Origin of the sequence: Actinospineispora acaciae DSM 45401, assembly GCF_000620785.1 — a bacterium.
GTDB lineage: Bacteria > Actinomycetota > Actinomycetes > Mycobacteriales > Pseudonocardiaceae > Pseudonocardia > Pseudonocardia acaciae.
The window spans coordinates 80,431-104,402 of record NZ_JIAI01000016.1 but is presented as its reverse complement, the minus strand read 5'-3'; the positions used below and the strand labels follow the sequence as shown (position 1 = coordinate 104,402).

The 23,972-nt window shown below is 71.2% G+C and carries 22 protein-coding genes; 18 read left to right on the top strand and 4 right to left on the bottom strand.

Annotated features, from left to right (window positions below; all coding sequences use genetic code 11):
• Positions 1-74: 74 nt before the first annotated feature.
• The 4 genes from metH (at position 75) to hisG (ending at position 5,617) form a co-directional block, all read left to right on the top strand.
• The gene (metH, locus tag N912_RS0141510; RefSeq protein WP_051581537.1) at positions 75-3,563 is read left to right on the top strand and encodes a methionine synthase; all 3,489 of its coding nucleotides are present in this window, start codon (positions 75-77) and stop codon (positions 3,561-3,563) included.
• Positions 3,563-4,300 (top strand): HAD family hydrolase, encoded by a 738-nt coding sequence (locus N912_RS57940; RefSeq protein WP_084211732.1) that lies wholly within the window; start codon positions 3,563-3,565, stop codon positions 4,298-4,300. Before metH ends, N912_RS57940 begins: the two co-directional genes overlap by 1 nt.
• Before the next feature lie 113 nt (positions 4,301-4,413).
• Complete coding sequence (locus tag N912_RS0141500; RefSeq protein WP_028927079.1) at positions 4,414-4,677, top strand: phosphoribosyl-ATP diphosphatase; 264 nt, start codon at positions 4,414-4,416, stop codon at positions 4,675-4,677.
• Positions 4,678-4,714: 37 nt separating this feature from the next.
• A complete protein-coding gene (gene hisG, locus N912_RS0141495; protein WP_028927078.1) occupies positions 4,715-5,617 on the top strand; it encodes an ATP phosphoribosyltransferase in 903 nt (300 codons plus the stop codon).
• A 21-nt stretch (positions 5,618-5,638) separates the two neighbouring features.
• Here the strand turns inward: hisG and N912_RS0141490 are convergent, their stop codons facing one another.
• Positions 5,639-6,541, bottom strand: a complete 903-nt coding sequence (locus N912_RS0141490) for a RecB family exonuclease (RefSeq protein ID WP_028927077.1) — start codon at positions 6,539-6,541, stop codon at positions 5,639-5,641.
• A gap of 50 nt (positions 6,542-6,591) precedes the next feature.
• Positions 6,592-8,841, bottom strand: a complete 2,250-nt coding sequence (locus N912_RS61200; protein WP_156994337.1) for a hypothetical protein — start codon at positions 8,839-8,841, stop codon at positions 6,592-6,594.
• 365 nt (positions 8,842-9,206) lie between these two features.
• Here N912_RS61200 and N912_RS0141480 point away from each other — a divergent pair, with 365 nt between their 5' ends.
• The 3 genes from N912_RS0141480 (at position 9,207) to N912_RS0141470 (ending at position 12,489) form a co-directional block, all read left to right on the top strand.
• Positions 9,207-10,055 carry a tRNA (adenine-N1)-methyltransferase gene (locus tag N912_RS0141480; protein ID WP_028927075.1) on the top strand — a complete coding sequence of 283 codons (849 nt, stop codon included), beginning with the start codon at positions 9,207-9,209 and terminating at the stop codon, positions 10,053-10,055.
• Between the two features lie 200 nt (positions 10,056-10,255).
• On the top strand, positions 10,256-12,010 hold the full coding sequence (gene arc / locus N912_RS0141475) for a proteasome ATPase (protein ID WP_245645820.1): 1,755 nt from the start codon (positions 10,256-10,258) through the stop codon (positions 12,008-12,010).
• Between the two features lie 74 nt (positions 12,011-12,084).
• Positions 12,085-12,489, top strand: a complete 405-nt coding sequence (locus N912_RS0141470; protein WP_028927073.1) for a VOC family protein — start codon at positions 12,085-12,087, stop codon at positions 12,487-12,489.
• A gap of 124 nt (positions 12,490-12,613) precedes the next feature.
• Here the strand turns inward: N912_RS0141470 and N912_RS0141465 are convergent, their stop codons facing one another.
• On the bottom strand, positions 12,614-13,168 hold the full coding sequence (locus tag N912_RS0141465; RefSeq protein ID WP_028927072.1) for a YceI family protein: 555 nt from the start codon (positions 13,166-13,168) through the stop codon (positions 12,614-12,616).
• 92 nt (positions 13,169-13,260) lie between these two features.
• On the opposite strand from N912_RS0141465, the gene N912_RS0141460 reads away from it, so the two are divergent.
• The 5 genes from N912_RS0141460 to prcA all read left to right on the top strand — a co-directional run bounded on the left by N912_RS0141460 (position 13,261) and on the right by prcA (position 17,345).
• Entirely contained in the window at positions 13,261-13,749 is a 489-nt protein-coding gene (locus tag N912_RS0141460; RefSeq protein WP_028927071.1) for a MarR family winged helix-turn-helix transcriptional regulator, read from the top strand.
• A gap of 39 nt (positions 13,750-13,788) precedes the next feature.
• Positions 13,789-15,306 (top strand): depupylase/deamidase Dop, encoded by a 1,518-nt coding sequence (gene dop / locus N912_RS0141455; RefSeq protein WP_028927070.1) that lies wholly within the window; start codon positions 13,789-13,791, stop codon positions 15,304-15,306.
• Between the two features lie 76 nt (positions 15,307-15,382).
• Positions 15,383-15,580, top strand: a complete 198-nt coding sequence (locus N912_RS0141450; protein WP_028927069.1) for a ubiquitin-like protein Pup — start codon at positions 15,383-15,385, stop codon at positions 15,578-15,580.
• A gap of 55 nt (positions 15,581-15,635) precedes the next feature.
• Entirely contained in the window at positions 15,636-16,505 is an 870-nt protein-coding gene (gene prcB / locus N912_RS0141445) for a proteasome subunit beta (protein ID WP_084211730.1), read from the top strand.
• A 48-nt stretch (positions 16,506-16,553) separates the two neighbouring features.
• Entirely contained in the window at positions 16,554-17,345 is a 792-nt protein-coding gene (prcA, locus tag N912_RS0141440; RefSeq protein ID WP_028927067.1) for a proteasome subunit alpha, read from the top strand.
• A gap of 1 nt (position 17,346) precedes the next feature.
• Here the strand turns inward: prcA and N912_RS57930 are convergent, their stop codons facing one another.
• Positions 17,347-18,852, bottom strand: a complete 1,506-nt coding sequence (locus N912_RS57930; protein WP_037069359.1) for a bifunctional phosphatase PAP2/diacylglycerol kinase family protein — start codon at positions 18,850-18,852, stop codon at positions 17,347-17,349.
• Positions 18,853-19,034: 182 nt separating this feature from the next.
• Between N912_RS57930 and pafA the strand changes: the two genes are divergently transcribed.
• The 6 genes from pafA (at position 19,035) to tatC (ending at position 23,939) form a co-directional block, all read left to right on the top strand.
• Positions 19,035-20,396: a Pup--protein ligase gene (pafA, locus tag N912_RS0141430; RefSeq protein ID WP_028927066.1), complete on the top strand. Its 1,362-nt coding sequence runs from the start codon at positions 19,035-19,037 to the stop codon at positions 20,394-20,396.
• 58 nt (positions 20,397-20,454) lie between these two features.
• Entirely contained in the window at positions 20,455-21,474 is a 1,020-nt protein-coding gene (locus N912_RS57925) for a helix-turn-helix transcriptional regulator (protein ID WP_051581523.1), read from the top strand.
• The gene (locus N912_RS0141420) at positions 21,471-22,433 is read left to right on the top strand and encodes a helix-turn-helix transcriptional regulator (protein WP_028927065.1); all 963 of its coding nucleotides are present in this window, start codon (positions 21,471-21,473) and stop codon (positions 22,431-22,433) included. Before N912_RS57925 ends, N912_RS0141420 begins: the two co-directional genes overlap by 4 nt.
• Before the next feature lie 25 nt (positions 22,434-22,458).
• Positions 22,459-22,695, top strand: a complete 237-nt coding sequence (locus tag N912_RS61665; RefSeq protein ID WP_028927064.1) for a hypothetical protein — start codon at positions 22,459-22,461, stop codon at positions 22,693-22,695.
• Positions 22,696-22,736: 41 nt separating this feature from the next.
• Positions 22,737-22,988: a Sec-independent protein translocase subunit TatA gene (tatA, locus tag N912_RS0141410; RefSeq protein ID WP_028927063.1), complete on the top strand. Its 252-nt coding sequence runs from the start codon at positions 22,737-22,739 to the stop codon at positions 22,986-22,988.
• Between the two features lie 63 nt (positions 22,989-23,051).
• Positions 23,052-23,939, top strand: a complete 888-nt coding sequence (gene tatC / locus N912_RS0141405; protein ID WP_084211728.1) for a twin-arginine translocase subunit TatC — start codon at positions 23,052-23,054, stop codon at positions 23,937-23,939.
• Positions 23,940-23,972: the final 33 nt, after the last annotated feature.

Sequence of the window (23,972 nt, the reverse complement as noted above, 5' to 3'; positions counted from 1 at the left end):
TGATTGTGTCGACCGCCCGCGATTCGTCGCTGCTGCGCGCCCTGGAAGACCGAGTCCTCATCGCCGACTGCGCGATGGGCACCATGCTGCAGGGCGCGGCTCTGAGCCTGGACGACTTCGCCGGGCTGGAGGGCTGTAACGAGATCCTCAACGAGACCCGTCCCGACGTGGTCGAACAGGTGCACCGGGCGAACCTCGAGGTCGGCGCCGACCTGATCGAGACCAACACGTTCGGGACGAACCTGTCCAACCTCGGCGAGTACGACATCGCGGACCGGATCCGCGAGCTGGCGGAGAAGGGCGCGGTGATCGCCCGCCGGGCGGCCGACGAGTACGCCACGGCGGACGCGCCCCGGTTCGTGCTCGGCTCGGTCGGCCCCGGCACCAAGCTGCCCACGCTCGGCCACGCCACGTTCACCGACCTGCGTGACGCCTACCGCGAGTGCGTCGGCGGGCTGCTCGCCGGCGGGGTGGACGCCGTACTCATCGAGACCGTCCAGGACCTGCTGCAGGCCAAGGCGGCGGTGATCGCCGCCCGCCGCGCGATGGCCGACGAGGGCCGGGTCGTCCCGATCATCACCCACGTCACGGTGGAGACCACCGGCACCATGCTGCTCGGCAGCGAGATCGGCGCCGCGCTGTCCGCGCTGGAGGCCCTCGGCGTGGACCTGATCGGGCTGAACTGCGCGACCGGCCCCGCCGAGATGAGCGAGCACCTGCGCCACCTGTCCAAGCACGCCGGCATCCCGGTGTCGGTGATGCCGAACGCCGGGCTGCCCGAGCTGGGGCCGAACGGCGCGGTCTACCCGCTGCGGCCCGACGAGCTGGCCCGAGCACTGTCCGGGTTCGTCAGCGAGTACGGGGTGCGGCTGGTCGGCGGGTGCTGCGGGACCACGCCCGAGCACATCGCCGAGGTCGTCGCCGCCGTGCGGGAGGCCACCCCGGCGGTGCGCCGGCCGCGCCCGGAGCCGGGGGTGTCCTCGCTGTACGCCCCGGTGCCGTTCCGGCAGGACACCAGCGTGCTCATGGTGGGGGAGCGGACCAACGCGAACGGCTCCAAGAAGTTCCGTGAGGCCATGCTGGAGCAGCGCTGGGAGGACTGCGTCGCGATCGCCCGCGAGCAGACCCGCGACGGCGCGCACCTGCTGGACCTGTGCGTGGACTACGTGGGCCGCGACGGCGCCGCCGACATGGCCGAGCTGGCCGGCCGGCTGGCCACCGCGTCCACCCTGCCGATCATGCTCGACTCCACCGAGCCGGCGGTGCTGCGCGCCGGGCTGGAGCGCCTGGGCGGGCGGTGCATCGTCAACTCGGTCAACTACGAGGACGGCGACGGCCCCGGCTCGCGGTTCCAGCGCGCCATGGAGCTGGTCCGCGAGCACGGCGCCGCCGTGGTGGTGATGTGCATCGACGAGGAGGGCCAGGCGCGCACCGCGGACTGGAAGGTCCGGGTGGCCAGCCGCACCATCGACGACCTGGTCGCCCACCACGGCATGAAGGTCCCCGACATCGTGGTGGACTGCCTGACCTTCCCGATCACCACCGGCCAGGAGGAGGTCCGCCGCGACGCGGTGGAGACCATCGACGCGATCCGCGAGCTGAAGCGCCGCTACCCCGAGGTGCAGACGACGCTCGGGGTGTCCAACGTGTCGTTCGGGCTCAACGCGGCCGCCCGCCAGGTGCTCAACTCGGTGTTCCTGCACGAGGCCGTGGAGGCCGGCCTGGATACCGCGATCGTGCACGCGTCCAAGATCCTGCCGATGACCAAGATCCCGGACGAGCAGCGGTCGGTGGCGCTGGACCTGGTCTACGACCGCCGGCGCGAGGGCTACGACCCGCTGAGCCGGTTCATGGAGCTGTTCGAGGGCGTCACCGCGTCCTCCGCGCGGGCAGGGCGGGCCGAGGAGCTGGCCGCGCTGCCGCTGTTCGAGCGCCTGGAGCGGCGCATCGTGGATGGAGAACGCGGCGAGCTCGAAAATGACCTGGACGCCGCGCTGCTCGAACGCCCCGCGCTGGAGATCATCAACGACACGCTGCTGTCCGGCATGAAGACCGTCGGCGAGCTGTTCGGCTCCGGCCAGATGCAGCTGCCGTTCGTGCTCCAGTCCGCCGAGGTGATGAAGTCCGCGGTGGCCTACCTCGAACCGCACATGGAGAAGACCGAGGACGACCAGGGCAAGGGCACGATCGTGCTGGCCACGGTCAAGGGTGACGTGCACGACATCGGCAAGAACCTGGTCGACATCATCCTGAGCAACAACGGCTACACCGTGGTCAACCTGGGCATCAAGCAGCCGATCTCGACGATCCTGAGCGCCGCCGAGGAGCACCGGGCGGACGCGGTGGGCATGTCCGGGCTGCTGGTCAAGTCCACGGTGATCATGAAGGAGAACCTCGAGGAGATGAACTCCCGGGGGGTCGCGCAGAAGTACCCCGTGCTGCTCGGCGGCGCCGCGCTGACCCGCTCGTACGTGGAGAACGACCTGGCCGAGCTGTACCGGGGCCAGGTCAGCTACGCCCGCGACGCGTTCGAGGGCCTGCGGCTGATGGGCTCGGTGATGGCCACCGCGCGCGGCGAGGCCCCGGTGGAGACCGAGGAGGAACGGGCCAAGGCCGCCGAGCGCAAGGCGCGGCACGAGCGCTCGCGGCGGATCGCCGAGCGCCGCAAGGCCCAGGCCGAGCCGGAGGGGCCGCCGCCCACGCATTCCGACGTGGCCACCGACGTGCCGGTGCCCACCCCGCCGTTCTGGGGCAGCCGGGTGGTGCGCGGCGTGCCGCTGGCCGACTACTCGTCGCTGATCGACGAGCGGGCCACCTTCCTGGGCCAGTGGGGCCTGCGCGGCGCCAAGGGCGGGTCCGGGCCGAGCTACGAGGAGCTGGTGGAGACCGAGGGCCGGCCCCGGCTGCGGTACTGGCTGGAGCGGCTGTCCACCGAGGGCGTGCTGGCCCACGCCGCGCTGGTCTACGGCTACTTCCCGGCGGTGTCCGAGGGCGACTCGCTGGTGGTGCTGTCCGAGCCGCGCCCGGACGCCCCCGAGCGGTTCCGGTTCACCTTCCCCCGCCAGCGCAGGGACCGGCACCTGTGCCTCGCCGACTTCTGGCGCCCGCGCGAGGTGGCAGCGGCGAAGAACGAGGTCGACGTGCTGCCGCTGCACCTGGTCACCATGGGGCAGCCGATCGCGGACTACGCCCAGGAGCTGTTCGCCAAGGACGCCTACCGCGACTACCTGGAGGTGCACGGGCTGGGCGTGCAGCTCACCGAGGCGCTGGCCGAGTGCTGGCACCGCCGGATCCGCCAGGAGCTGCGCTGGTCGGACGGCCAGAGCGTGGCCGCCGAGGACCCCGAGGACGTCGAGGCGTTCTTCAAGCTGGGCTACCGGGGAGCGCGGTACTCGATCGGCTATGGTGCCTGCCCTGACCTGGAGGACCGTCGGAAGATCGTCAATCTGCTCGAGCCGGACCGGATCGGCGTCGAGCTGTCCGAGGAGCTGCAGCTGCATCCCGAACAGAGCACCGACGCGCTGGTCGCCCACCACCCCGAAGCGAAATACTTCAACGCTTGATGAGTTATCGCAATGCCGGCCCGGCGGCCGTGCTCTGGGACATGGACGGCACCCTGGTCGACTCCGAGAAGCTCTGGGACATCTCCCTGCACGAGCTGGCCAGGCGCCTGGGGGGCGAGCTGAGCCCGCCGGCCAGGGAGGCGATGGTCGGCAGCTCGATGTGGCCGACCATGAAGATCATGTTCGACCACCTCGGCCTCGACCCCGACCGGGAGGCGATGGCCGACGCGGCCAGGTGGCTGACCGCCCGGACCGAGGCGCTGTTCGCCGCCGGCCTGCCGTGGCGCCCCGGCGCGCCGGAGGCGTTGCGGATGGTGCGCGCCGCCGGCCTGGCCACCGCGCTGGTCACCTCCACCGAACGCCCGCTGGTCGAGCGGGCGCTGAACTCCATCGGCCGGGAGCACTTCGACGTCACCGTGTGCGGCGACGAGGTGCCGGCCACCAAGCCCGCCCCCGACCCGTACCTGATCGCCGCCGCCAAGCTCGGGGTGGCGCCGGGGGACTGCGTGGCCGTGGAGGACTCGCCGGCCGGCACCGCGTCCGCCCAGGCCGCCGGCTGTGTGGTGCTGGTGGTACCGAGCGAGGTCCCGGTGCCGCCCGGACCACTTCGGGTGCACCGCGACGACCTGAGCGGCCTGACCGAGTCCGAGCTGCGTGAGATCTGGACCCAAACAATCAACGGTAACCATCGAACGCCGCACAGTGCCCCTTCGCCGGCCCGGCCGTCCGAACGGTGATACTGGGGGTACCACCGGTCGCAAGCCGCATGCCGTCAGCAGACAGTTGTGTCGCGCCTCACGCGAGGGAATGCCGTGACAGCTGACACTCATGAGGGAAAGGAGCACAGCTGGTGAAGACATTCGACTCCCTGTTCGCGGAGCTGTCCGAGAAGGCGGCAACCCGCCCGGAGGGCTCCGGGACGGTCTCCGCGCTGGATGCCGGCGTGCACGCCCAGGGCAAGAAGGTCCTGGAGGAGGCCGGCGAGGTCTGGTTGGCCGCCGAACACGAGGCGGACGACCGACTCGCCGAGGAGATCTCCCAGTTGCTCTATCGGATCCAGGTGGTCATGCTCGGGCGTGGCCTCGGCCTGGAAGATGTATACAAGTTCCTCTAGAACTGGCGATCGTTTCGCTGTCAGGAGAAGGAAGTTCATGCTCCGCGTCGCCCTGCCGAACAAGGGGACCCTTGCCGAGCCGGCCAGCACCATGATGCGCGAGGCCGGATACCGGCAACGCTCCGATAGTCGAGATCTCAGCATCTTCGACGAGGACAACCAGGTCGAGTTCTTCTACCTACGGCCGAAGGACATCGCCACCTACGTCGGCAACGGTGACCTGAACCTGGGCGTGACCGGCAAGGACCTGATGGACGAGTCGGGCAAGCCGGTGAAGGACCTGCTCAAGCTCGGCTTCGGCAAGTCCAAGTTCCGGTACGCGGTGCACGAGAACAGCGACTGGAGCCTGAAGGACCTGGAGGGCAGGAAGATCGCCACCTCGTACCCGAGGCTGGTGCGCGCCCACCTGGCCGCCGAGCGGGTCCAGGTGAAGGAGATCGTCAAGCTGGACGGCGCCGTCGAGATCGCCATCCAGCTCGGGCTGGCCGATGCGATCGCCGACGTGGTCAGCTCCGGCCGCACCCTCCGCCAGCACAACCTGAAGATCATCGGGGAGTCGATCGCGGACTCCGAGGCCACCCTGATCGAGCGCGAGCAGCGCCCCGACCGGGAGGACCCCGAGGAGATCAAAGAGGAGAAGCGGGTCTTCCTGGAGCGGCTGCGCGGCGTGGTGTACGCCCGCCAGTACCTGATGCTCGACTACGACTGCCCGAAGCCGATGCTCACCGAGGCGGAGAAGGTCACCCCCGGACTGCAGTCACCGACCGTGGCCCCGCTGGCCAGGGACGGCTGGGTGGCGGTCCGGGCGATGGTGCCGGCCGGCGAGGCGAACCGGGCCATGGACAAGCTGGCCAAGCTGGGCTGCACGGCGATCCTGACCTCGGTGATCCGGTCCTGCCGTGCGGTCGAGGGCTGGGTCGCCACCGAGGGCCAGTCCTGACTTTGCCGGAGGAGAGCCGGCTCACTCGGCGCGGTCGAGCCGGCTCTCCTGCCCGGTGACGTCCTCGGGCTCAGGCCAGCCGGGGTACTCCGGCGGCGTCCCGCCGAACGCCGGGCACAGCGCCTGGTGGCTGCACCAGTCGCACAGCCGGCTCGGGTTCGGGCGGAAGTCGCCGGACCTGCCGGCGCGCAGGATGGCCGCCCAGATCGCGTCCAGCGTGCGGGCGAACCGCCGCAGCTCCGGCTCGTCGGGTCGGTAGGTCAGCGCCTCGCCGTCGGCCAGGTACATCAGCCGCAGCTGGCTGGGCACCACGCCCCGGGTGAGCAGCAGCACCAGCGCGTAGAACTTCATCTGGAACAGCGCGCGCGCCTCGGCGACCTGGCGGGGGGCCGCGCCGGTCTTGTAGTCGACCACCCGCACCTGCCCGCCGGGGGCGACGTCGAGCCGGTCGATGTAGCCGCGCAGCAGCAGGCCCGACTCCAGCTCCGCCTCGATCAGCTGCTCGCAGGCCTCGGGCTCCAGCCGGCGCGGGTCCTCCAGGGTGAAGTAGGTGTCCAGCAGCGCGCCGGCCGACTCCAGCCAGTCGGTCAGCTCGGGGTCGTCGTCGCCGGTGAACAGCTCGGAGAGCCCCTCCTCGGCCGCCGACAGGTCGGCCCAGACCGGCGCGACCAGGTCGCGGGCGTTGGCCGGGATGCGCTCCGGCGAGGGGAGCTTGTAGAGCCGCTCCAGCACGGCATGCACCACCGTGCCCCTGACCTGCGCCCGGGTCGGGCGCTCGGGCAGGCGGTCGACGGCGCGGAACCTGTACAGCAGCGGGCACTGCTTGAAGTCGCCGGCCCGGGACGGGGACAGCGCGGGACGCCGCCGGGGTGCCGGTTCGTCCCCCTCCGCCAGCGGCCGAGCCGGTGACGCCGTGTCCGTCATCGTTGCAGCCTAGGCGATGGGTCCGACAACCCGATCAGGCCTGCGGGGTCCTAGAAGTGGAAGCCGCCGAAGCTCTTGCCGCCGCCGCTCTTGCCCTTCGAGCTCTTGCCCTTCGAGCTGCTCTTGCCGCTGTGCCCGGAACTCTTCTTGGAGCTTCCGGAGCTCTTGTAGCTCTTCGAACTCTTCGAGCTGCTCTTGCCGCTGGAGCCGAAGAACGAGCCGAAGTCGCCGCCGCCCTTCGAGCTCTTGCTCGACGAGCCCTTCGAACTCTTCTTGGACCCGCCGCCTCCGCCGCCGCTGCTGTACTTCTCGATCATCTTGCCGATGCCCGAGGAGCCGGAGCTGTAGCTGGAACCGGAGTCGCGCTTGGAGCCGCCGCTGGACTTCGACTTGGACTTCGAGCCGCCGGACCCGCCGGACCCGCCGCCGAACATGCCGCCGATGTCCATCGGGCTGAAGCTGGAGGAGGACGACTTGCCGCTCGAACCGGAGCCGCGCTTGGAGCCGCCGCTCGAACCGCCGCCGCCCATCCCGCCGTACTGGGACATCATGCTGCCCGCGATGTCCGTGCCCGACGCGCCGCCTCGCGTGCTGTTCTTGCCGCCTCCGGAGTAGCCCGAGTACCCGGACCCGCTGGGCGCGCTGGACGAGCCGCCCGCCTGGTTCTGGTGCGCCCTGGCCTCCATCGCGGAGGAGACCATGTCGTTCATGTTGCCGCGCCCGACGGCATTGCTGATCTTGCTGGCGTCCTCCATCTTCTGGCTGTTGCCGTAGCCGCCGGAGCTGGAGCCGGTGCTGGTGGTGGGGCCGCTCCTCGGCACCAGGTTGGTCTGCGGCGTGGGCGACGACTTCCTCGGCGCGGACGGTGCCGACTTCGGCGCGGTGTTCTCGCTCGGGCCGATGAACGTGTCCTGCGAGGTCCGCTCGAACGGTTTGTTGAGCGGCTGGTCGGTCAGCCCGCCGCCCCGGCCCCGCTCCGACCCGGGCGCCTGGCCGGCCGGAGCGTTCGGCTTGGCACCGGGCTGCTGGGGCTGCGGGCCGCCGCCCTCGGGCTTGTTGAGCAGGCCGTTCCCGGTGTCGTTGAGCGACTTGCCGGTGTCGTTGAGGGACTTGCCAGGGTCGTTGAGCGTGTTGCCCAGCGATCCCGGCTTCTGGTTCTGCCCGGGGGCGCCCGGCTTCGCGTTGGGCTGGGGTCCGCCGAGGCGCGGCGAGGACTTCTCCAGCCCGTTCACCGTGCCCTCGACGGCGCCGCCGGAGCGACCCGGCTCCGGCCCGGCCAGGATCTCCGTCCTGCCCGGCCCGGACTGCGCACGGCCGGGGTTCGGCGGCGCGCCGTTGCCCACGTCCTGGCGGTCCCGGGAGTGTGGGTCGCGCTGCGCGGTGATGTCCGGGCGGCGGGACTGCTCGGTCAGCGGGTTCTCGTCGTGCCCGCCCTTGCGCTTGCCGGGGTTCTTCACCAGGTCGGTGACCCGGGACGTGATCGCCTTGGTGGCCGTCGCGTCGTCGGGAAGCGGGGCGGCCATCGCCTCGTGCAGGCCCTGGCGCAGGCTGTCCAGCTCCTCGCGCTGCGAGTCCCGCTGGCGCATCCGCAGCGAGCGCTGTTCGCCCAGCTGCTGGGCGGTGTCCGCCTCGGGCCGGCTGAGCTGCCGGTTCCTCGGCACCTCCTTGAGTGCGCGCTCCAGGGTGGCGACGTGGGCCTCGGTGTCGGCCAGCCGCTCGCCCGCCGCGGTCATCGACTCCCAGGTGGCCAGCTCGGACTGCAGGGTGGCGCGCTGCTGCAGCAGCAACGCCCGGCGGGCGGCGAGCGCGCGCACCGCGGCGGGCGTCTGCTCACCGCGCTCCGCCGCCGGCAGCTCGTTCCAGCTCCGCTCGGTCTGGTCCACCTCGTCGAGCTGCTGCTCCAACGAGGTCAGGGTGACCTGCGCCTGTTGTGCCCAGTTCCGCTCGTCGTCGGGGGTGGCCGCGAGCCAGGGCGTGCCGGTGATCGTCGTGCCGGGCATGCCGATCGGCGCGCTCGCCGCCATCAGGCCGCCGCCGGTGACCAGCAGGCCGGCCGAGCCGAGCACCGCCATCGCGCGGGCGCGACGGGCGGCGGCCTCGGCGAGCTGGCGGCGGCGCTGGGCCAGGCTGGGGATGGGCGCGAGCGGGGGCAGCGGCAGCGGGGGAGTGGGCAGCGGCAGCGGCGGCGCGCTCGCGGAACGGTGCGCGCCCTCGCGACGCAACTGCCGGGCAACGGCTCGATGCGCGGCCGTGCAGTATTTGCGCTGGGGGCGACCGTCGGGCTCCGGCTCGATGACCACGTAGCATCCCGGGAGCGCGCAGCGCCTACCCTCGCTTCTTGTCATCTCCCCCGTCCCACCAGGAAGTCCAGGCCAAAGCCGCGCTGGAATCACACCGCGGCGTGGCGCGATCTACCCAGCGGTGGATTGTCAGCCCCCGACTCTCCATCCGAGCATGGTCAACATATCGGAAGAACCTCCGGGTGTCACTAGTTCGTCACTAGTCTTGTCCGGGAGTTTGTCGTGCGTACGGGGGTGTTACCGACAGATCAGCTTGGTGTTCGGAGGGGCATGGCCCACTCATTCAGTGTACTCAATCAGTGGGTTAGATAAATGTACGCCCTCCGGCGTGGGCGTTCTCGGCGCGGCAGATAGCGTTCGAGCCCATGTCCGATCTTGTCGCCGGTTCCTCCGGAGCACATCGTCCCTTTGGTTCCGGCGACCGGGTACAGCTGACCGACCCCAAGGGCCGCCGCTACACGCTGGTTCTCGAAACCGGCGGGCAGTACCACACCCACCGCGGCGCGGTTCAGCACGACGAGCTGATCGGGCGGCCGGAGGGCGTCGTGGTGACCTCCTCGGCGGGCACGCCGTACCTGGCGTTCCGGCCGCTGCTTCCCGACTACGTGCTGTCCATGCCGCGCGGGGCTCAGGTCATCTACCCCAAGGACGCCGCGCAGATCCTGATGTGGGGTGACATCGGCCCGGGCGCGCGGGTGCTGGAGGCCGGGGCGGGTTCGGGCGCGCTGACCTGTTCGCTGCTGCGGGCGGTGGGTGAGCACGGATCGGTGATCTCCTACGAGGTGCGGGAGGACCACGCCCAACACGCCGTCCGCAACGTCGAGCATTTCTTTGGTGAGTCACCACCCAACTGGACCTTGCGTACCGCTGATGTATCTGATTACACCGGCGAGGTCGATCGCGTCGTGCTGGACATGCTCGCGCCCTGGGACGTGTTACCCACGGTGACCGAGGCTTTGGTCCCCGGCGGCGTCCTGATCGTCTACGTGGCCACCACGACGCAGCTCTCCCGCATTACCGAAAGCCTTCGTGAGCAGCGGTGTTGGACCGAACCGCAGGCCTTCGAGACGCTGCTGCGGCCGTGGCACGTGGTGGGCCTCGCGGTGCGCCCGGAACACCGCATGATCGGTCACACCGCGTTTCTGTTGACGGCCCGGCGGCTCGCCGACGGCGTCGTTCCGCCTCGTCCACAGCGCCGACCGACCGGCCGATGAGAAGTTGAGGTTATCGCTGTCTGTCGTCAAGCTGTCATCTGGCTGAGTGCTGGATCACCGATCTGACCTACCGCACCTGCGCCGGCTGACAGGTACCGTGTGGAAACGGAACACGGAGGGGAGGCGCCGTGAACCACTACGAAGGCTCCGAAGGCCGCGAGAGGCGCACACCGGACGAGCGGGCTCCGAGCGAAGCGGAGCTGACCGCTCAGATCAGGTTCCTCGAGGACGAGGTTTCCCTGTTACGCCGCAAGCTGACCGAGTCGCCGAGGCACGCGCGCATCCTCGAACAGCGTCTCGCCGAGTCGGCCAGCCGGCTGTCACAGCTGAGTGCCCGCAACGAGAAGCTCACCGAGACGCTGCGCGAGGCGCGCAGCCAACTGGTCGCGCTGCGCGAGGAGGTGGACCGCCTCGCCCAGCCGCCCAGCGGCTACGGGGTGTTCCTTGTCGCCCACGAGGACGGCACCGTGGACGTGTTCACCGCCGGGCGCCGGATGCGGGTGGCCGTCTCGCCCGCCGTCGAGGTCACCGACCTGGGCCGGGGCCAGACGGTCCGGCTGAACGAGGCGCTCACCGTCGTCGAGGCCGGCGACTTCGAGCGCACCGGCGAGGTCTGCGCGCTGCGCGAGGTGCTGCTGGAGCACGGGCCCGAGGGCGAGCAGGTCGGCGCCAGGGCGCTGGTGGTCGGCCACGCCGACGAGGAGCGGGTGGTCTGGCTGGCCGACCCGCTGATCGCCGGGCCGGACCGTCCGGACGTGGTCCCGCTCAAGCCGGGCGACTCGCTGCTGGTGGACACCAAGGCCGCGTACGCCTACGAGCGGGTGCCCAAGGCCGAGGTCGAGGACCTCGTGCTGGAAGAGGTCCCCGATGTGGCCTACGAGGACATCGGCGGCCTCGGCCGGCAGATCGAGCAGATCCGCGACGCGGTGGAGCTGCCGTTCCTGCACGCCGGGCTGTTCCGCGAGTACGAGCTGCGCCCGCCCAAGGGCGTGCTGCTCTACGGCCCGCCCGGCTGCGGCAAGACGCTGATCGCCAAGGCGGTGGCCAACTCGCTGGCCAAGAAGGTGGCCGAGGCGCGCGGCGACTCCAGCCACGACGCCAAGTCCTTCTTCCTGAACATCAAGGGCCCCGAGCTGCTCAACAAGTTCGTCGGCGAGACCGAGCGGCACATCCGGCTGATCTTCCAGCGGGCCCGGGAGAAGGCCTCCGAGGGCACCCCGGTGATCGTGTTCTTCGACGAGATGGACTCGATCTTCCGGACCCGTGGGTCGGGGGTGTCCTCCGACGTGGAGACCACCATCGTGCCCCAGCTGCTGTCCGAGATCGACGGCGTCGAGGGCCTGGAGAACGTCATCGTCATCGGCGCCTCCAACCGGGAGGACATGATCGACCCGGCGATCCTGCGCCCTGGCCGGTTGGACGTGAAGATCAAGATCGAGCGTCCGGACGCGGAGGCCGCGCAGGACATCTTCTCCAAGTACCTGACCGACACCCTGCCCATCCACGCCGACGACATGGCCGAGTTCGGCGGCAGCCGCAGCGCCTGCGTCGGGGCGATGATCCAGCGGGTGGTCGAGCGGATGTACGCCGAGACGGAGGAGAACCGGTTCCTGGAGGTCACCTACGCCAACGGGGACAAGGAGGTCCTGTACTTCAAGGACTTCAACTCCGGCGCGATGATCCAGAACATCGTGGGGCGGTCGAAGAAGGCGGCCATCAAGTCGGTGCTGGAGACCGGCCAGCCCGGCCTGCGGGTGCAGCACCTGCTGGACGCCATCGTCGACGAGTTCGCCGAGAACGAGGACCTGCCGAACACCACCAACCCGGACGACTGGGCCCGGATCTCCGGCAAGAAGGGCGAGCGGATCGTCTACATCCGCACCCTGGTGACCGGCAAGAACACCGAGTCCGGCCGCGCCATCGACACCGCCTCGAACACCGGCCAGTACCTCTAAGCCGCACGGCCACCCCCCCCCGCACGGCCGTTTCGTTCAAGACCGTGCGGGGTGGCCGGCCTAGCGTTGCGGTCATGAGTACGGACATCGAGGCACGCCTGGACATGGTCGGCATCGTCGCGGCGGACCTGCCCGCGTCGCTGGCCTTCTACCGCCGCCTCGGCCTGGACATCCCGGCCGCCGCGGACACCGAACCGCACGTCGAGGTCACCCTGCCCAACGGCCTGCGCCTGGCCTGGGACCCCGAACAAACCGTCAAGTCCTTCCACCCCGAGTGGAAAGGCTCTCCGAACGGCCGGATAGCGCTCGCCTTCAAGCTCCCCACCCCCGCCGAGGTGGACTCCGCCTACCACGAGCTGACCGCCGCCGGCGCCACCGGCGAGCTGGAACCCTTCGACGCCTTCTGGGGCCAGCGCTACGCCGTCCTCCGCGACCCCGACGGCAACGCCGTCGACCTCTTCGCCCCCCTACCCGCCTGAAACCCGCCCGCGAGTCGGGCGCCTGAGCACACCGAGTCGGGCGTTTGAGCACACGCACGGATGTGCTCAAACGCGCGACTCACTGTGCTGAAACCCCCGACTCGCGGGGGGTTTGCGCGGGGGTTTACTCGGTGCGGAGTACGGCTTCGACGTTGAGCTCGATCTCGACGCGGTCGGAGACGACCACGCCGCCGCCGTCGAAGGGGAGGCTGACGTCGATGCCGAAGTCGCGGCGGTCGATGGTCGCGGTGGCGGCGAAGCCGATTCGGGTGCCGCCCCACGGGTCGGGGCCGATGCCGCCGAGATTGACGTCCAGTTGGACCGGGCGGGTTGCGCCGTGCAGGGTGAGCTCGCCGTCGATCACGTAGCCGTCGCCGTTCGCGCGCACGCCCGTCGACCGGTAGGTCATGGTGGGGTGGTTCTGCGCGTCCAGGAACTGGGCGGAGCGGACGTGCTCGTCGCGCTGGTCGTTTCCGGTGTCGACCGAGCCGACGTCGATCGAGGCGGTCACCGACGAGCCCAGCACGTCGGGCGAGGTCACGATCGTGCCGGTGAACGCGCCGAACCGGCCACGTATCCTGCTCACCATCATGTGTCGGACCGTGAACGACACGTCGGAATGGACCGGGTCGATGTCCCACGTCCCGGCGGCCAGGGCGACCGTCTCTGTGGTGCTCATGGGAAAGTCTCCTCGATGTGCGTTGTGTGGCTCGCGGCGCGACACTGACAGTGCGCGTAACAAATTGAGAGTTCAACGATTCCGGAGGTGACGTGGTTCACACGCGCTGGCTGGATGACGAGGAACAGCATGCCTGGCGCGCCTTCCTGGCGGCGAACAAATTGCTGATGGACCGGCTGGACCGGCAGCTGCAGAACGAGGCGGGCATCCCGCACACCTACTACGAGATCCTGGTGCGCCTGTCCGAGGTGCCCGACCGGGCGCTGCGGATGTCGGTGCTCGCGACGTCCTCGATGTCCTCGCGCAGCCGGCTCTCGCACGCGGTGTCCCGGCTGGAGGAGGCCGGTTGGGTGCGTCGCAGGGAGTGCACCGAGGATCGGCGGGGCGCGGTGTGCGAGCTCACCGACGCCGGGTTCGAGGCGCTCAAAGCGGCCGCGCCCGGGCACGTGGACACCGTCCGTACCTACCTGTTCGACCAGCTCACCCGCGAGCAGGTGCACCAGCTGCGGGCCATCAGCGAGGCGGTGGCCAAGGGCCTGGGCGGCGGCGACACGTGGCCGCTCGGCGACAACGTGTCCTGACGAGCCCAGCTTGTCCAGCCAGCTACTAGGCTCGACGTCATGAGCGCTCGTCGGATCATGGGTACCGAGGTCGAGTACGGCATCTCGGTGCCCGGCGACGCCACCGCGAACCCGGTCATCACGTCCACGCAGGTGGTGCTGGCCTATGCGGCGGCGGCGGAACTGCCACGGGCCAAGCGCGCCCGCTGGGACTACGAGGTGGAGTCGCCGCTGCGCGACGCGCGGGGCTTCGACCTGTCCACCCCGAGCATCCCGTCCAGCTCCGACTCCGAGCTGGACGACCTCGGCGCGGCCAACGTCATCCTCACCAACGGCGCCCGGCTGTACGTGGACCACGCCCACCCGGAGTTCTCCACCCCGGAGGTCACCACCCCGCGCGACGTGGTGATCTGGGACAAGGCCGGCGAGCGGGTGATGGAGGAGGCCGCGATGCGCTCGGCCACCGTGCCCGGCGCGCCGCCCATCCAGCTCTACAAGAACAACGTGGACGGCAAGGGCGCCAGCTACGGCAGCCACGAGAACTACCTGATGTCCCGCTCGACCACGTTCCCGGCCATCATCACCGGGCTGATCCCGTTCTTCGTGACCCGCCAGGTGATCTGCGGCTCCGGGCGGGTGGGTATCGGCGCGAGCGGCGACGAGCCCGGCTACCAGCTGTCCCAGCGCGCGGACTACATCGAGGTCGAGGTCGGGCTGGAGACCACCCTCAAGCGCGGGATCATCAACACCCGCGACGAGCCGCACGCGGACGCGGACAAGTACCGCCGGCTGCACGTCATCATCGGCGACGCCAACCTGGCCGAGACGTCCACGCTGCTCAAGGTGGGCACCACGGCGATGGTGCTGGACATGATCGAGGCCGGCCAGCGGTTCGACGACCTGCGGCTGGCCGAGCCGGTGCGCTCGGTGCACTCGATCAGCCGCGACCCCACCCTGCAGGCCAAGGTGGAGCTCGCGGACGGCCGCCGGATGACCGGGCTGGACGTGCAGTGGGCCTACTACGAGCGGGCCGCCGAGCACGTCGAGCGCACCCAGGGCTCGGACGTGGACCCGGTGACCGCCGAGCTGATGACGATCTGGGGCGAGGTGCTCGACGCACTGGGCCGCGACCCGATGGAGTGCGCCGACCGGCTGGACTGGCCGGCCAAGCTGCGGCTGCTGGAGGGCTACCGGGCGCGGGACAACCTGGCCTGGTCCTCGCCGCGCCTGCAGCTTGTCGACCTGCAGTACTCCGACGTGCGGATGGGCAAGGGCCTGTACAACCGCCTGGTCGCGCGCGGGTCGATGAAGCGGCTGGTCGACGAGGACGACGTGGTGGCCGCCATGCGCAAGCCGCCGGAGGACACCCGGGCCTACTTCCGGGGCCGCTGCCTGGAGCGCTACCCGGCCGCCGTGGCCGCCGCGTCCTGGGACTCGGTCATCTTCGACCTTGGCCGCGAGTCGCTGGTGCGGATCCCGACCCTGGAGCCGCTGCGGGGCACCCGCAACCACGTCGGGAAGCTGATCGACTCCTCGGCCACGGCCGAAGACCTGGTAACGGCACTCACCCGAGGATGAGTCGCGCGTTTCGGTGGGAGTTTGGCCGTCCGCGTAGGTAGGGTTCATAGCAGCAGGACCACTAACGGGAGGCGTCATGGCCCAGGAGCAGACCAGGCGACAGGGCGGCGGGGACGGCGACGGCGACGAGGACGGGGGCGCCGCACCGGCCGGCCAGGAGCGTCGTGAGAAGCTGGGCGAGGACGTCGACACGATCCTGGACGAGATCGACGATGTGCTCGAGGAGAACGCCGAGGACTTCGTCAGGGCCTACGTCCAGAAGGGCGGCGAGTAGCCAACCGCCGCCGCGGTAGACCCCCGCCGAGCAAGCCGAAGGAGTAGTACCACCGATGGAGCCGAGGTCGGCGCGGGGACACATGAGCCCGGTGAACGCCGCACTGCCCGCCGAGTACTTCACCCCGGGTGTGTCGTCGTTCACCGACTTCCTGGCGACGGCCGCCCCGCACCTGTTGCCCACGCGGGCACCGGAAGGGGCGCCCGAGGCAGGCGCGGCCGGGCTGGAGGTCCCGCACGGCACCACGATCGTCGCGCTCACCTTCAACGGTGGCGTCCTGATCGCGGGCGACCGCCGGGCAACGACCGGGAACATGATCGCCCAGCGTGACATCGAGAAGGTTTTCGTCACCGACAGCTACTCGGCGGTGGGCATCGCCGGCGTGGCCGGGCTCGGCGTGGAGCTGGTCCGGCTCTACACCCTCGACCTCGAGCACTACGAGAAGATCGAGGGCGTCTCGCTGTCGCTGGACGGCAAGGTCAACAAGCTGGCCGGGATGGTGCGGGCCAACCTCGGCGCGGCCATGCAGGGGCTGGCGGCGATCCCGCTGTTCATCGGCTTCGACACGGACGCCGACGACCCGGCGCGCGCCGGGCGGATCGTGAGCTTCGACGTCGTGGGCAGCAAGTCGGAGGAGACGAACTTCTGCGGGGTGGGCTCCGGGTCGCTGTTCGCCCGGTCCGCGCTGAAGAAGCGCCACGACCCGACCGCCGACGCGGACACCGCCATCCGGACCGCGGTGGAGGCCCTCTACGACGCCGCCGACGACGACACCGCCACCGGCCTGCCCGACCTCAGCAGGAAGATCTACCCGGTGGTGATCACGATCACCGCCGCCGACGGCGCCGTCCGCCGCACGGACGACGAGATCGGAGAGGTTGCCCGCGCCGTGCTGGCCGATAGGCTCACCAAGCCCGGTGGATAGCCCGGCCACCCCCACCAGCCCCGGACCCGACACCCAGGAGTACCCGACGTGACGCTGCCGTTCTACGCCTCGGCCGAGCAGGTGATGCGAGACCGCTCGGAGCTGGCCCGCAAGGGCATCGCCCGAGGTCGCAGCGTGACGGTGCTGGCCTATGCCGGCGGCGTGCTGTTCGTGGCCGAGAACCACTCCACGGCGCTGCACAAGGTGTCCGAGATCTACGACCGGATCGGGTTCGCCGCGGTCGGGCGCTACAACGAGTTCGAGAACCTGCGCACCGCCGGCATCCGGCTGGCCGACGTGCGCGGCTACTCCTACGACCGGCGCGACGTCACCGGCAAGTGGCTGGCCAACGCCTACGCCCAGACCATGGGCGCGATCTTCACCGAGCAGCAGAAGCCGTTCGAGGTGGAGCTGTGCGTGGCCGAGGTCGGCGAGACGTCCGACGACGACCAGCTCTACCGGATCACCTACGACGGCTCGATCACCGACGAGCCCGGGTTCGTGGTGATGGGCGGGCAGACCGAGCCGATCGGCGCCAAGCTGCGCGAGTCGTACCGCGACGGCCTGGAGCTGGCCGAGGCGATGGCGGTGGCGGTGCGCGGGCTGCAGTCCGCCGCGCCCGGCGGGTCGTCGACGGGGTCGTCCACCAACGGCGGCTCCTCGGACCGGGTGCTCGGGGTGAACGCCCTGGAGGTCGCGGTGCTGGACCGGGCGCGGCCCAGGCGGGCGTTCCGCCGGATCGTGGGTGCCGCGCTGTCCGCCCTGCTGCCGGAGGAGAACCGGGCGGACGCCAAGAAGGACCAGAAGCCGGCCTCCGAGGACGGCGAGTCCTCGGAGTAGCTCACCAGGGCTGGTAGGGGCGCTCCCGGTCGGCCCAGCGGGGGTTGTTCTCGTCGCGGCGGTAGACCGGCACGGACCTCGGCGCGATCCGGAAGGTGAACCGGGTGGCCTCGTCGACCACCTCGCCGTCGGTGGCCAGCTCCTCGGGGCGGCGCAGCCGGACGTCCAGGCTGACCACCTCGCGCTGCCGGTAGACCCGGCTGTGCCCGAGCGCGGCGAAGGCCAGGGCGAAGATCGCGCGCAGCCGGGACCAGCGCAGGTCCGCGCGCAGCCACCTGACGTCGAGCAGGCCGGAGTCCAGCCGAGGCCGCCAGGCCGGGACCATGCCCAGCGGGTGGTAGGGGCCGTTGCCCACGAACAGCGTCCAGACCGAGCAGCGCACGCCGTCCAGCGACACCTCCAGCGGGGTCGCCCGCCGCAGCGCGGTGACCAGCGCGGCCACGAACGCCGGCCACTTGCCCCACCGGGGCCGCCAGCGGTCGCGCAGCCGCACCACGTCCGGGTAGCAGCCCAGGCTGGCGGTGTTCAGGAACAGCCGGGTGGTCTCCGAGCCGGGCCGGCCCACGTCGACCAACCCCAGGCTCACCGCCACCGCCTCGCCGGCGCCGCTGGCGTCCACCGCCTCGCGCAGGTCGTAGACGCCGACGTCGCGGGCGAAGTGGTTGAGCGTGCCGGCGGGGACGACCACCAGCGGGACCCGGTGCCGCAGCGCGACCGAGGCCACAGCGGCCACCGTGCCGTCCCCGCCGGCAACGCCCAGCGCCTCGACCCTGCCCTTCGCCAGCTCGCTCTCCAACTGGGCGGTCAGGTCGGTGTCCTCCCGGACCGGGATCAGGGTGGCCGCCGGGAACTCCTTCTTGATGTCGTCGGTGGGGTCGTACCACGGGTCCCCGGACAGCGGGTTGACGGCGATGACCAGGCCCTGGCCGTCGGGTAGCGCGGGCACCCGGCCGAGCGGGCGCGCCGCCGCCTCGTCGCTGTCGCGCACCGGCCACCAGTGCCGGGTGAGCAGCGCGGACCCGGCGCCGACCGCCGCGCCGGCCAGCACGTCCGAGGCCCAGTGCACGCCGGTGTGGATCCTGGAGTACGCCACGGCGGCGGCCAGTGGCGCGAGCGCGAGCCCTGAGCGCGGGCTCTCCATGGCCACGGCGGTGGCGAACGCGGTGGCGGAGGCGGCGTGCCCGGACGGGAACGAGCTGGACGTCGGCCGGTCCTGCAGCCACCGCGAGCGGGGCAGCGGCTCGGCGGGCGGGCGGCGGCGGGGCAGCAGCGGCTTGAGCACGCCGTTCGCGGTCGCGCTCGCGCCGGCGATGGAGATGATCCCGCGCAGCGCGCCGCGCCGGGTCACGCCGGCGCGGGTGGCGAGCAGCGCCGCGATCCCGAACCAGAGCAGGCTGTGGTCCGCCGACCTGGTCAGGCGCTTGAGCACCCGGTCGGCCGCGGTCGGGGGAAGCCTGGCCAGCCGTCGCTGCGTCGACCGGTCCAGCCCGTCGACCTTCCTGGACATCCGCCGAAACCACGCGATCACAGGCTCGAAGATACGGGCCGCCAACGGGTGTGTCTCTTGCGCTGTTGCTTTCCGTGCGGTGCCCCGCGCTGTGTCTGTCGCCTCACTCGCCGGCGGGGCTGTTTGGGCGCTCTGTGCCTCGTTGCTTCCCGTGCGGTGCGAGTCGCGCTTACGCTGAAGCGATGAACCGGCGGATCTATGGTGTCGAGACCGAGTTCGGGGTCACCTGCACCTTCCATGGCCAGCGGCGATTGTCCCCGGACGAGGTGGCTCGGTACCTCTTCCGCAGGGTGGTCTCCTGGGGGCGTTCCTCGAACGTGTTCCTGCGCAACGGGTCCAGGCTGTACCTGGACGTGGGATCGCACCCGGAGTACGCCACGGCGGAGTGCGACTCGCTGACCCAGCTGGTCGCCCACGACAAGGCCGGCGAGCGGATCCTGGAGGACCTGCTGGTCGACGCCGAGCGGCGGCTGATCGACGAGGGCATCGGCGGGGACATCTACCTGTTCAAGAACAACACCGACTCGGCGGGCAACTCCTACGGCTGCCACGAGAACTATTTGGTGGCTCGTGCCGGTGAGTTTTCCAGGATCGCGGACGTGCTGCTGCCGTTCCTGGTCACCCGCCAGCTCATCTGCGGCGCCGGCAAGGTGCTGCAGACCCCGCGCGGGGCGGTGTACTGCCTGTCCCAGCGGGCCGAGCACATCTGGGAGGGCGTCTCCTCGGCGACCACCCGGTCCCGGCCGATCATCAACACCCGCGACGAGCCACACGCGGACGCCGAGCGCTACCGGCGGCTGCACGTCATCGTCGGCGACTCGAACATGTCCGAGGTGACCACGCTGCTCAAGGTCGGCTCGGCCACCCTGGTGCTGGACATGATCGAGCACGGCGTGCAGTTCCGGGACTTCACCCTGGACAACCCGATCCGGGCGATCCGGGAGATCAGCCACGACCTGACCGGCCGCCGCCCGGTGCGCCTCGCCGGCGGCCGGGAGGCCAGCGCGCTGGACATCCAGCGCGAGTACTACGCCCGCGCCGTGGAGCACGTGGCGTCGGTCGGGCGGTCGGACCGCACCACCGAGCGGGTGCTGGAGCTGTGGGGCCGGACCCTGGACGCGGTGGAGCGCCAGGACCTCTCGCTGATCGACCGCGAGATCGACTGGGCGATCAAGCGGCGGCTGGTCGACCGCTACCGCCAGCGCCATAACCTGGAGCTGTCCAGCGCCCGGATCGCCCAGCTGGACCTGGCCTACCACGACATCCGCCGAGGCCGGGGCCTGTTCGACATGCTGCAGCGCAAGAGCATGGTCGACCGGGTCACCGACGACGGCGAGATCGAGGCGGCCAAGGACACCCCGCCGCAGACCACCAGGGCCAAGCTGCGCGGTGACTTCATCGCCGCCGCCCAGGCCGCCGGCCGGGACTTCACCGTCGACTGGGTACACCTCAAGCTGAACGACCAGGCCCAGCGGACAGTGCTCTGCAAGGACCCGTTCCGGTCGGTGGACGAGCGGGTGGATCGCCTCATCGCGTCCCTCTAGTCACGCGGCGGCGACGTGTCGCCACGTCTCCGGGCGCGCGGGCGATACCCTGCATGACGTGTCCTCAGCCCGTGCCGAGCGCCTGGTGAACCTGGTGCTCTGCCTGCTCTCCACCCGGCAGTTCCTCACCGCCGAGCGGATCAGGGCGATCGTCCCCGGGTACGCCAACGCGACCTCGGACGAGGCGTTCTTCCGGATGTGGGAGCGGGACAAGGCCGAGCTGCGCGACCTCGGCATCCCGCTGGAGACCGGCCGGCGCTCGATGTTCGACACGGTGGACGGGTACCGGATCGCGCGGCAGGACTACGAGCTGGGCGACGTCGAGCTGGCACCCGACGAGGCGGCCGCGGTGGCGCTGGCCGCCCGGCTGTGGGACTCCCCGGAGCTGGCCGGGGCGGCCAGGGGCGCGCTGGTGAAGCTGCGCGCGGCCGGCGTGGAGGTGGACGAGTCGGCCGGCATGGGCGTGGAGCCGAGGGTGAGCGCCACCGAGCCGGCGTTCGCGCCCCTGCTGGCCGCCGTGCAGGCCGGCCGGGTGGTGACGTTCGAGCACCGGCCGAACCCGACCGCGGACGCCCGGCTGCGCACGGTGGAGCCGTGGGGCGTGGTGAGCTGGCGCGGGCGGTGGTATCTGGTCGGCCATGACCGGGACCGGGACGACACCCGCTGCTTCCGGCTGTCCCGCATCGAGGAGCCGGTCAGCGCGGTCGGCCCCACCGGCGCGGTCCGGGTGCCCGACGGGACCGACCTGGTGGCGCTGGTGCGGCGCACGGCGGGGCCGCCGCCGGTGACCGGGGTGGCCAGGGTGTGGGTGGCCGCCGGGCGGGCGGTCGGGCTGCGCCGGCTCGGGCGGCTGACCGGCCCGATGGAGCACGGCGGCCGGCCGGGGGACGTGCTGGAGCTGGAGCTGCGCAACCCGGAGACGGTGGCGCGCTGGGTGGGCGGGCACGGCCCCGACGTGGTGGTCCTGGAGCCGCCGGAGCTGGCCGACGCGGTGCGGCAGGGGTGGCTGGCGGCCGCCAGGGCGCACGCCGAGCCGTTGGCGCCCGCTCCGGTCGAGGTGGGTGGGGGAGTGCGGTGACTCCGAGCCCGCTCGCGCTGGCCGCCCGGCTGCCACGGCTGTTGTCGCTGGTGCCGTACCTGCTGGCGCATCCTGGGGTGCGGGTGGAGGAGGCGGCGTCCGACTTCGGGGTGTCCGAGAAGCAGCTGCGCCGGGACATGGAGCTGCTCTGGATGTGCGGGCTCCCCGGCTACGGGCCGGGCGACCTGGTCGACCTGTCGTTCTCCGGCGACGTGGTGACGGTGACCGAGGACGCCGGGATGCGCCGCCCGCTGCGGCTGACCACCGCCGAGGCGACGTCCCTGCTGGTCGCGCTGCGGGCGCTGGCCGACGTGCCGGGGATCGTGGACACCGACGTGGTCCGCCGGGCCGTTGCGAAGATCGAGAGCGCGGTGGGGGCGGGGGGCACGCCGACCGGTGTCGCGGTGGGGTTGACGTCTCGCGAGGAGGAGACGACGTCGGCGGTGCGGGCGGCGTTGGACCGGCGGCGGGCGCTGCGGATCAGGTACTACACGGCGTCGCGGGACGTGGTGGGGGAGCGCACCGTCGACCCGATGCGGCTGCTGCTGGTCGAGGGGCGCGGTTACCTGGAGGCGTGGTGCCGCTCCGCGGAGGCGGTACGGCTGTTCCGCCTGGACCGGGTGGACGACGTGCACGAACTGGCCGAACCGGCGGCGCCGCCCCGGTCGGCGCGGCCGACGGACATCTCCGCCGGGCTGTTCCGCCCGGCCCCGGAGCAGCGCGAGGCGGTGCTGCTGCTGGAGCGGGAGGCGCGCTGGGTGGCCGAGTACTACCCGGTCGACGACGTGCTGGACCGCGACGACGGCCGGGCCGAGGTCAGGCTCCGGTTCACCGACGACGCCTGGCTGGTGCGCCTGGTGCTCGGGCTGGGCGGACACGCCCAGGTGCTGCGGCCGCTGGAGTTGCGGGCCGCGGTCGCGGAGCGTGCGAAGGCGGCTTTGGACGGCGTGACCGGCTGATCACGGGCCCGCTACGGTTGCGGTCATGGGATGGCTGCCGACCTCGGTGCTGCTGGTCGTGGGGATCATCGGGCTGGCGCTGCTGGTGGCCGGCCTGGTCGGGGCGCTGCACCGCGCCCGCGCCGCCGCGCATACCCTGAGCGTGGCGCTGGACGGCAGGAGGACCAGGCTGCGGGCCGGCGCGGCGGAGCTCTCCGCCTGGCGGGCCGAGCACCGGGCCCGACGGCACGGCCCGGCCGCCCCCACCGACCACGACGCGTAACATCGGCTGCACCGACACATCCCCCGCGAGAGGAGCGCATCATGCCGGGCGGTTGGGAATGGCTCATCCTCGTCGGGGTAGTGGTGTTGCTGTTCGGCGCCAAGCGGCTGCCCGAGATGGCCCGCGCCGTCGGCCAGTCCGCCAGGGTGTTCAAGGGCGAGATGAAGGGCTTGAAAGCCGACGACAAGGCCGACGACAAGCCCGAGGACAAGCCCGCCGACACTCCGCCGGCGCCTCGCGTCGCCGAGGCCGCCGAGCAGCGAGACGGCCACGCCAACGGCAGCCCGCGATAGCACCCTTCCGTGTGGAACCCGATAGCTCGCCGTCGCCGCCGCCGGGAGAACCCCGACGGCACCATGACGCTGCTCGAGCACCTCTACGAGCTGCGCAACCGGCTGGCCGTCGCGCTGGTCGCGGTGGTGGCCATGTCGATCGTCGGCTACATCTGGTTCGCCACCGGGTTCTTCGGCGGCCCCAGCCTGGGTGACCTGCTCAAGGGGCCGTACTGCGAGCTGCCGCCCTCGATCCGCCCGTCCGTCACGGCGGACCGGGGCTGCACGCTGTTCGGCATCTCCGCGTTCGACCAGTTCTCGCTGCGGATGCGGGTCGGCATCGCGGCGGGCGTGGTGCTGTCCTGCCCGATCTGGTTCTACCAGCTGTGGGCGTTCATCACGCCCGGGCTGTACGTCAAAGAACGAAAGTTCGCGGTCACCTTCGTGTCCAGCGCCGCCGTGCTGTTCCTGGCCGGCGCCGCGATGGCCTACTACGTGGTGCGCCAGGCGTTGCAGTTCCTGCTGTCCATCAGCTCGGACGTGCAGACCACGCTGCTGACCGGCGAGAGCTACTTCGGGCTGCTCATCGCGCTGCTGCTGATCTTCGGGGTGAGCTTCGAGCTGCCGCTGCTGGTGGTCATGCTGAACCGGGTCGGTGTGGTCAGCTACGACAAGCTGCGCAAGTGGCGGCGCGGGCTGATCTTCGGGTTGTTCGTGTTCGCGGCCATCGCCACCCCGGGCGGCGACCCGATCTCGATGACCGCGCTGGCGCTCGCGCTGACCGTGCTGTTCGAGGTGTCCATCCAGATCGCCAGGGTGCACGACCGCCGCAAGGAACGCCGCGAGGCCGAGGAGGGCTGGGGCGCCTGGGACCCCGACCAGCCGTCCCCGATCGACACCGAGCCCAGCGAGATCCCCGAGCCCACTGAGATACCTGGGTCGTCGCCGCCCCGCTACGACGACGCGACCTGAGCGACCGGGGCCGGTACCGTATGACACTCTGGG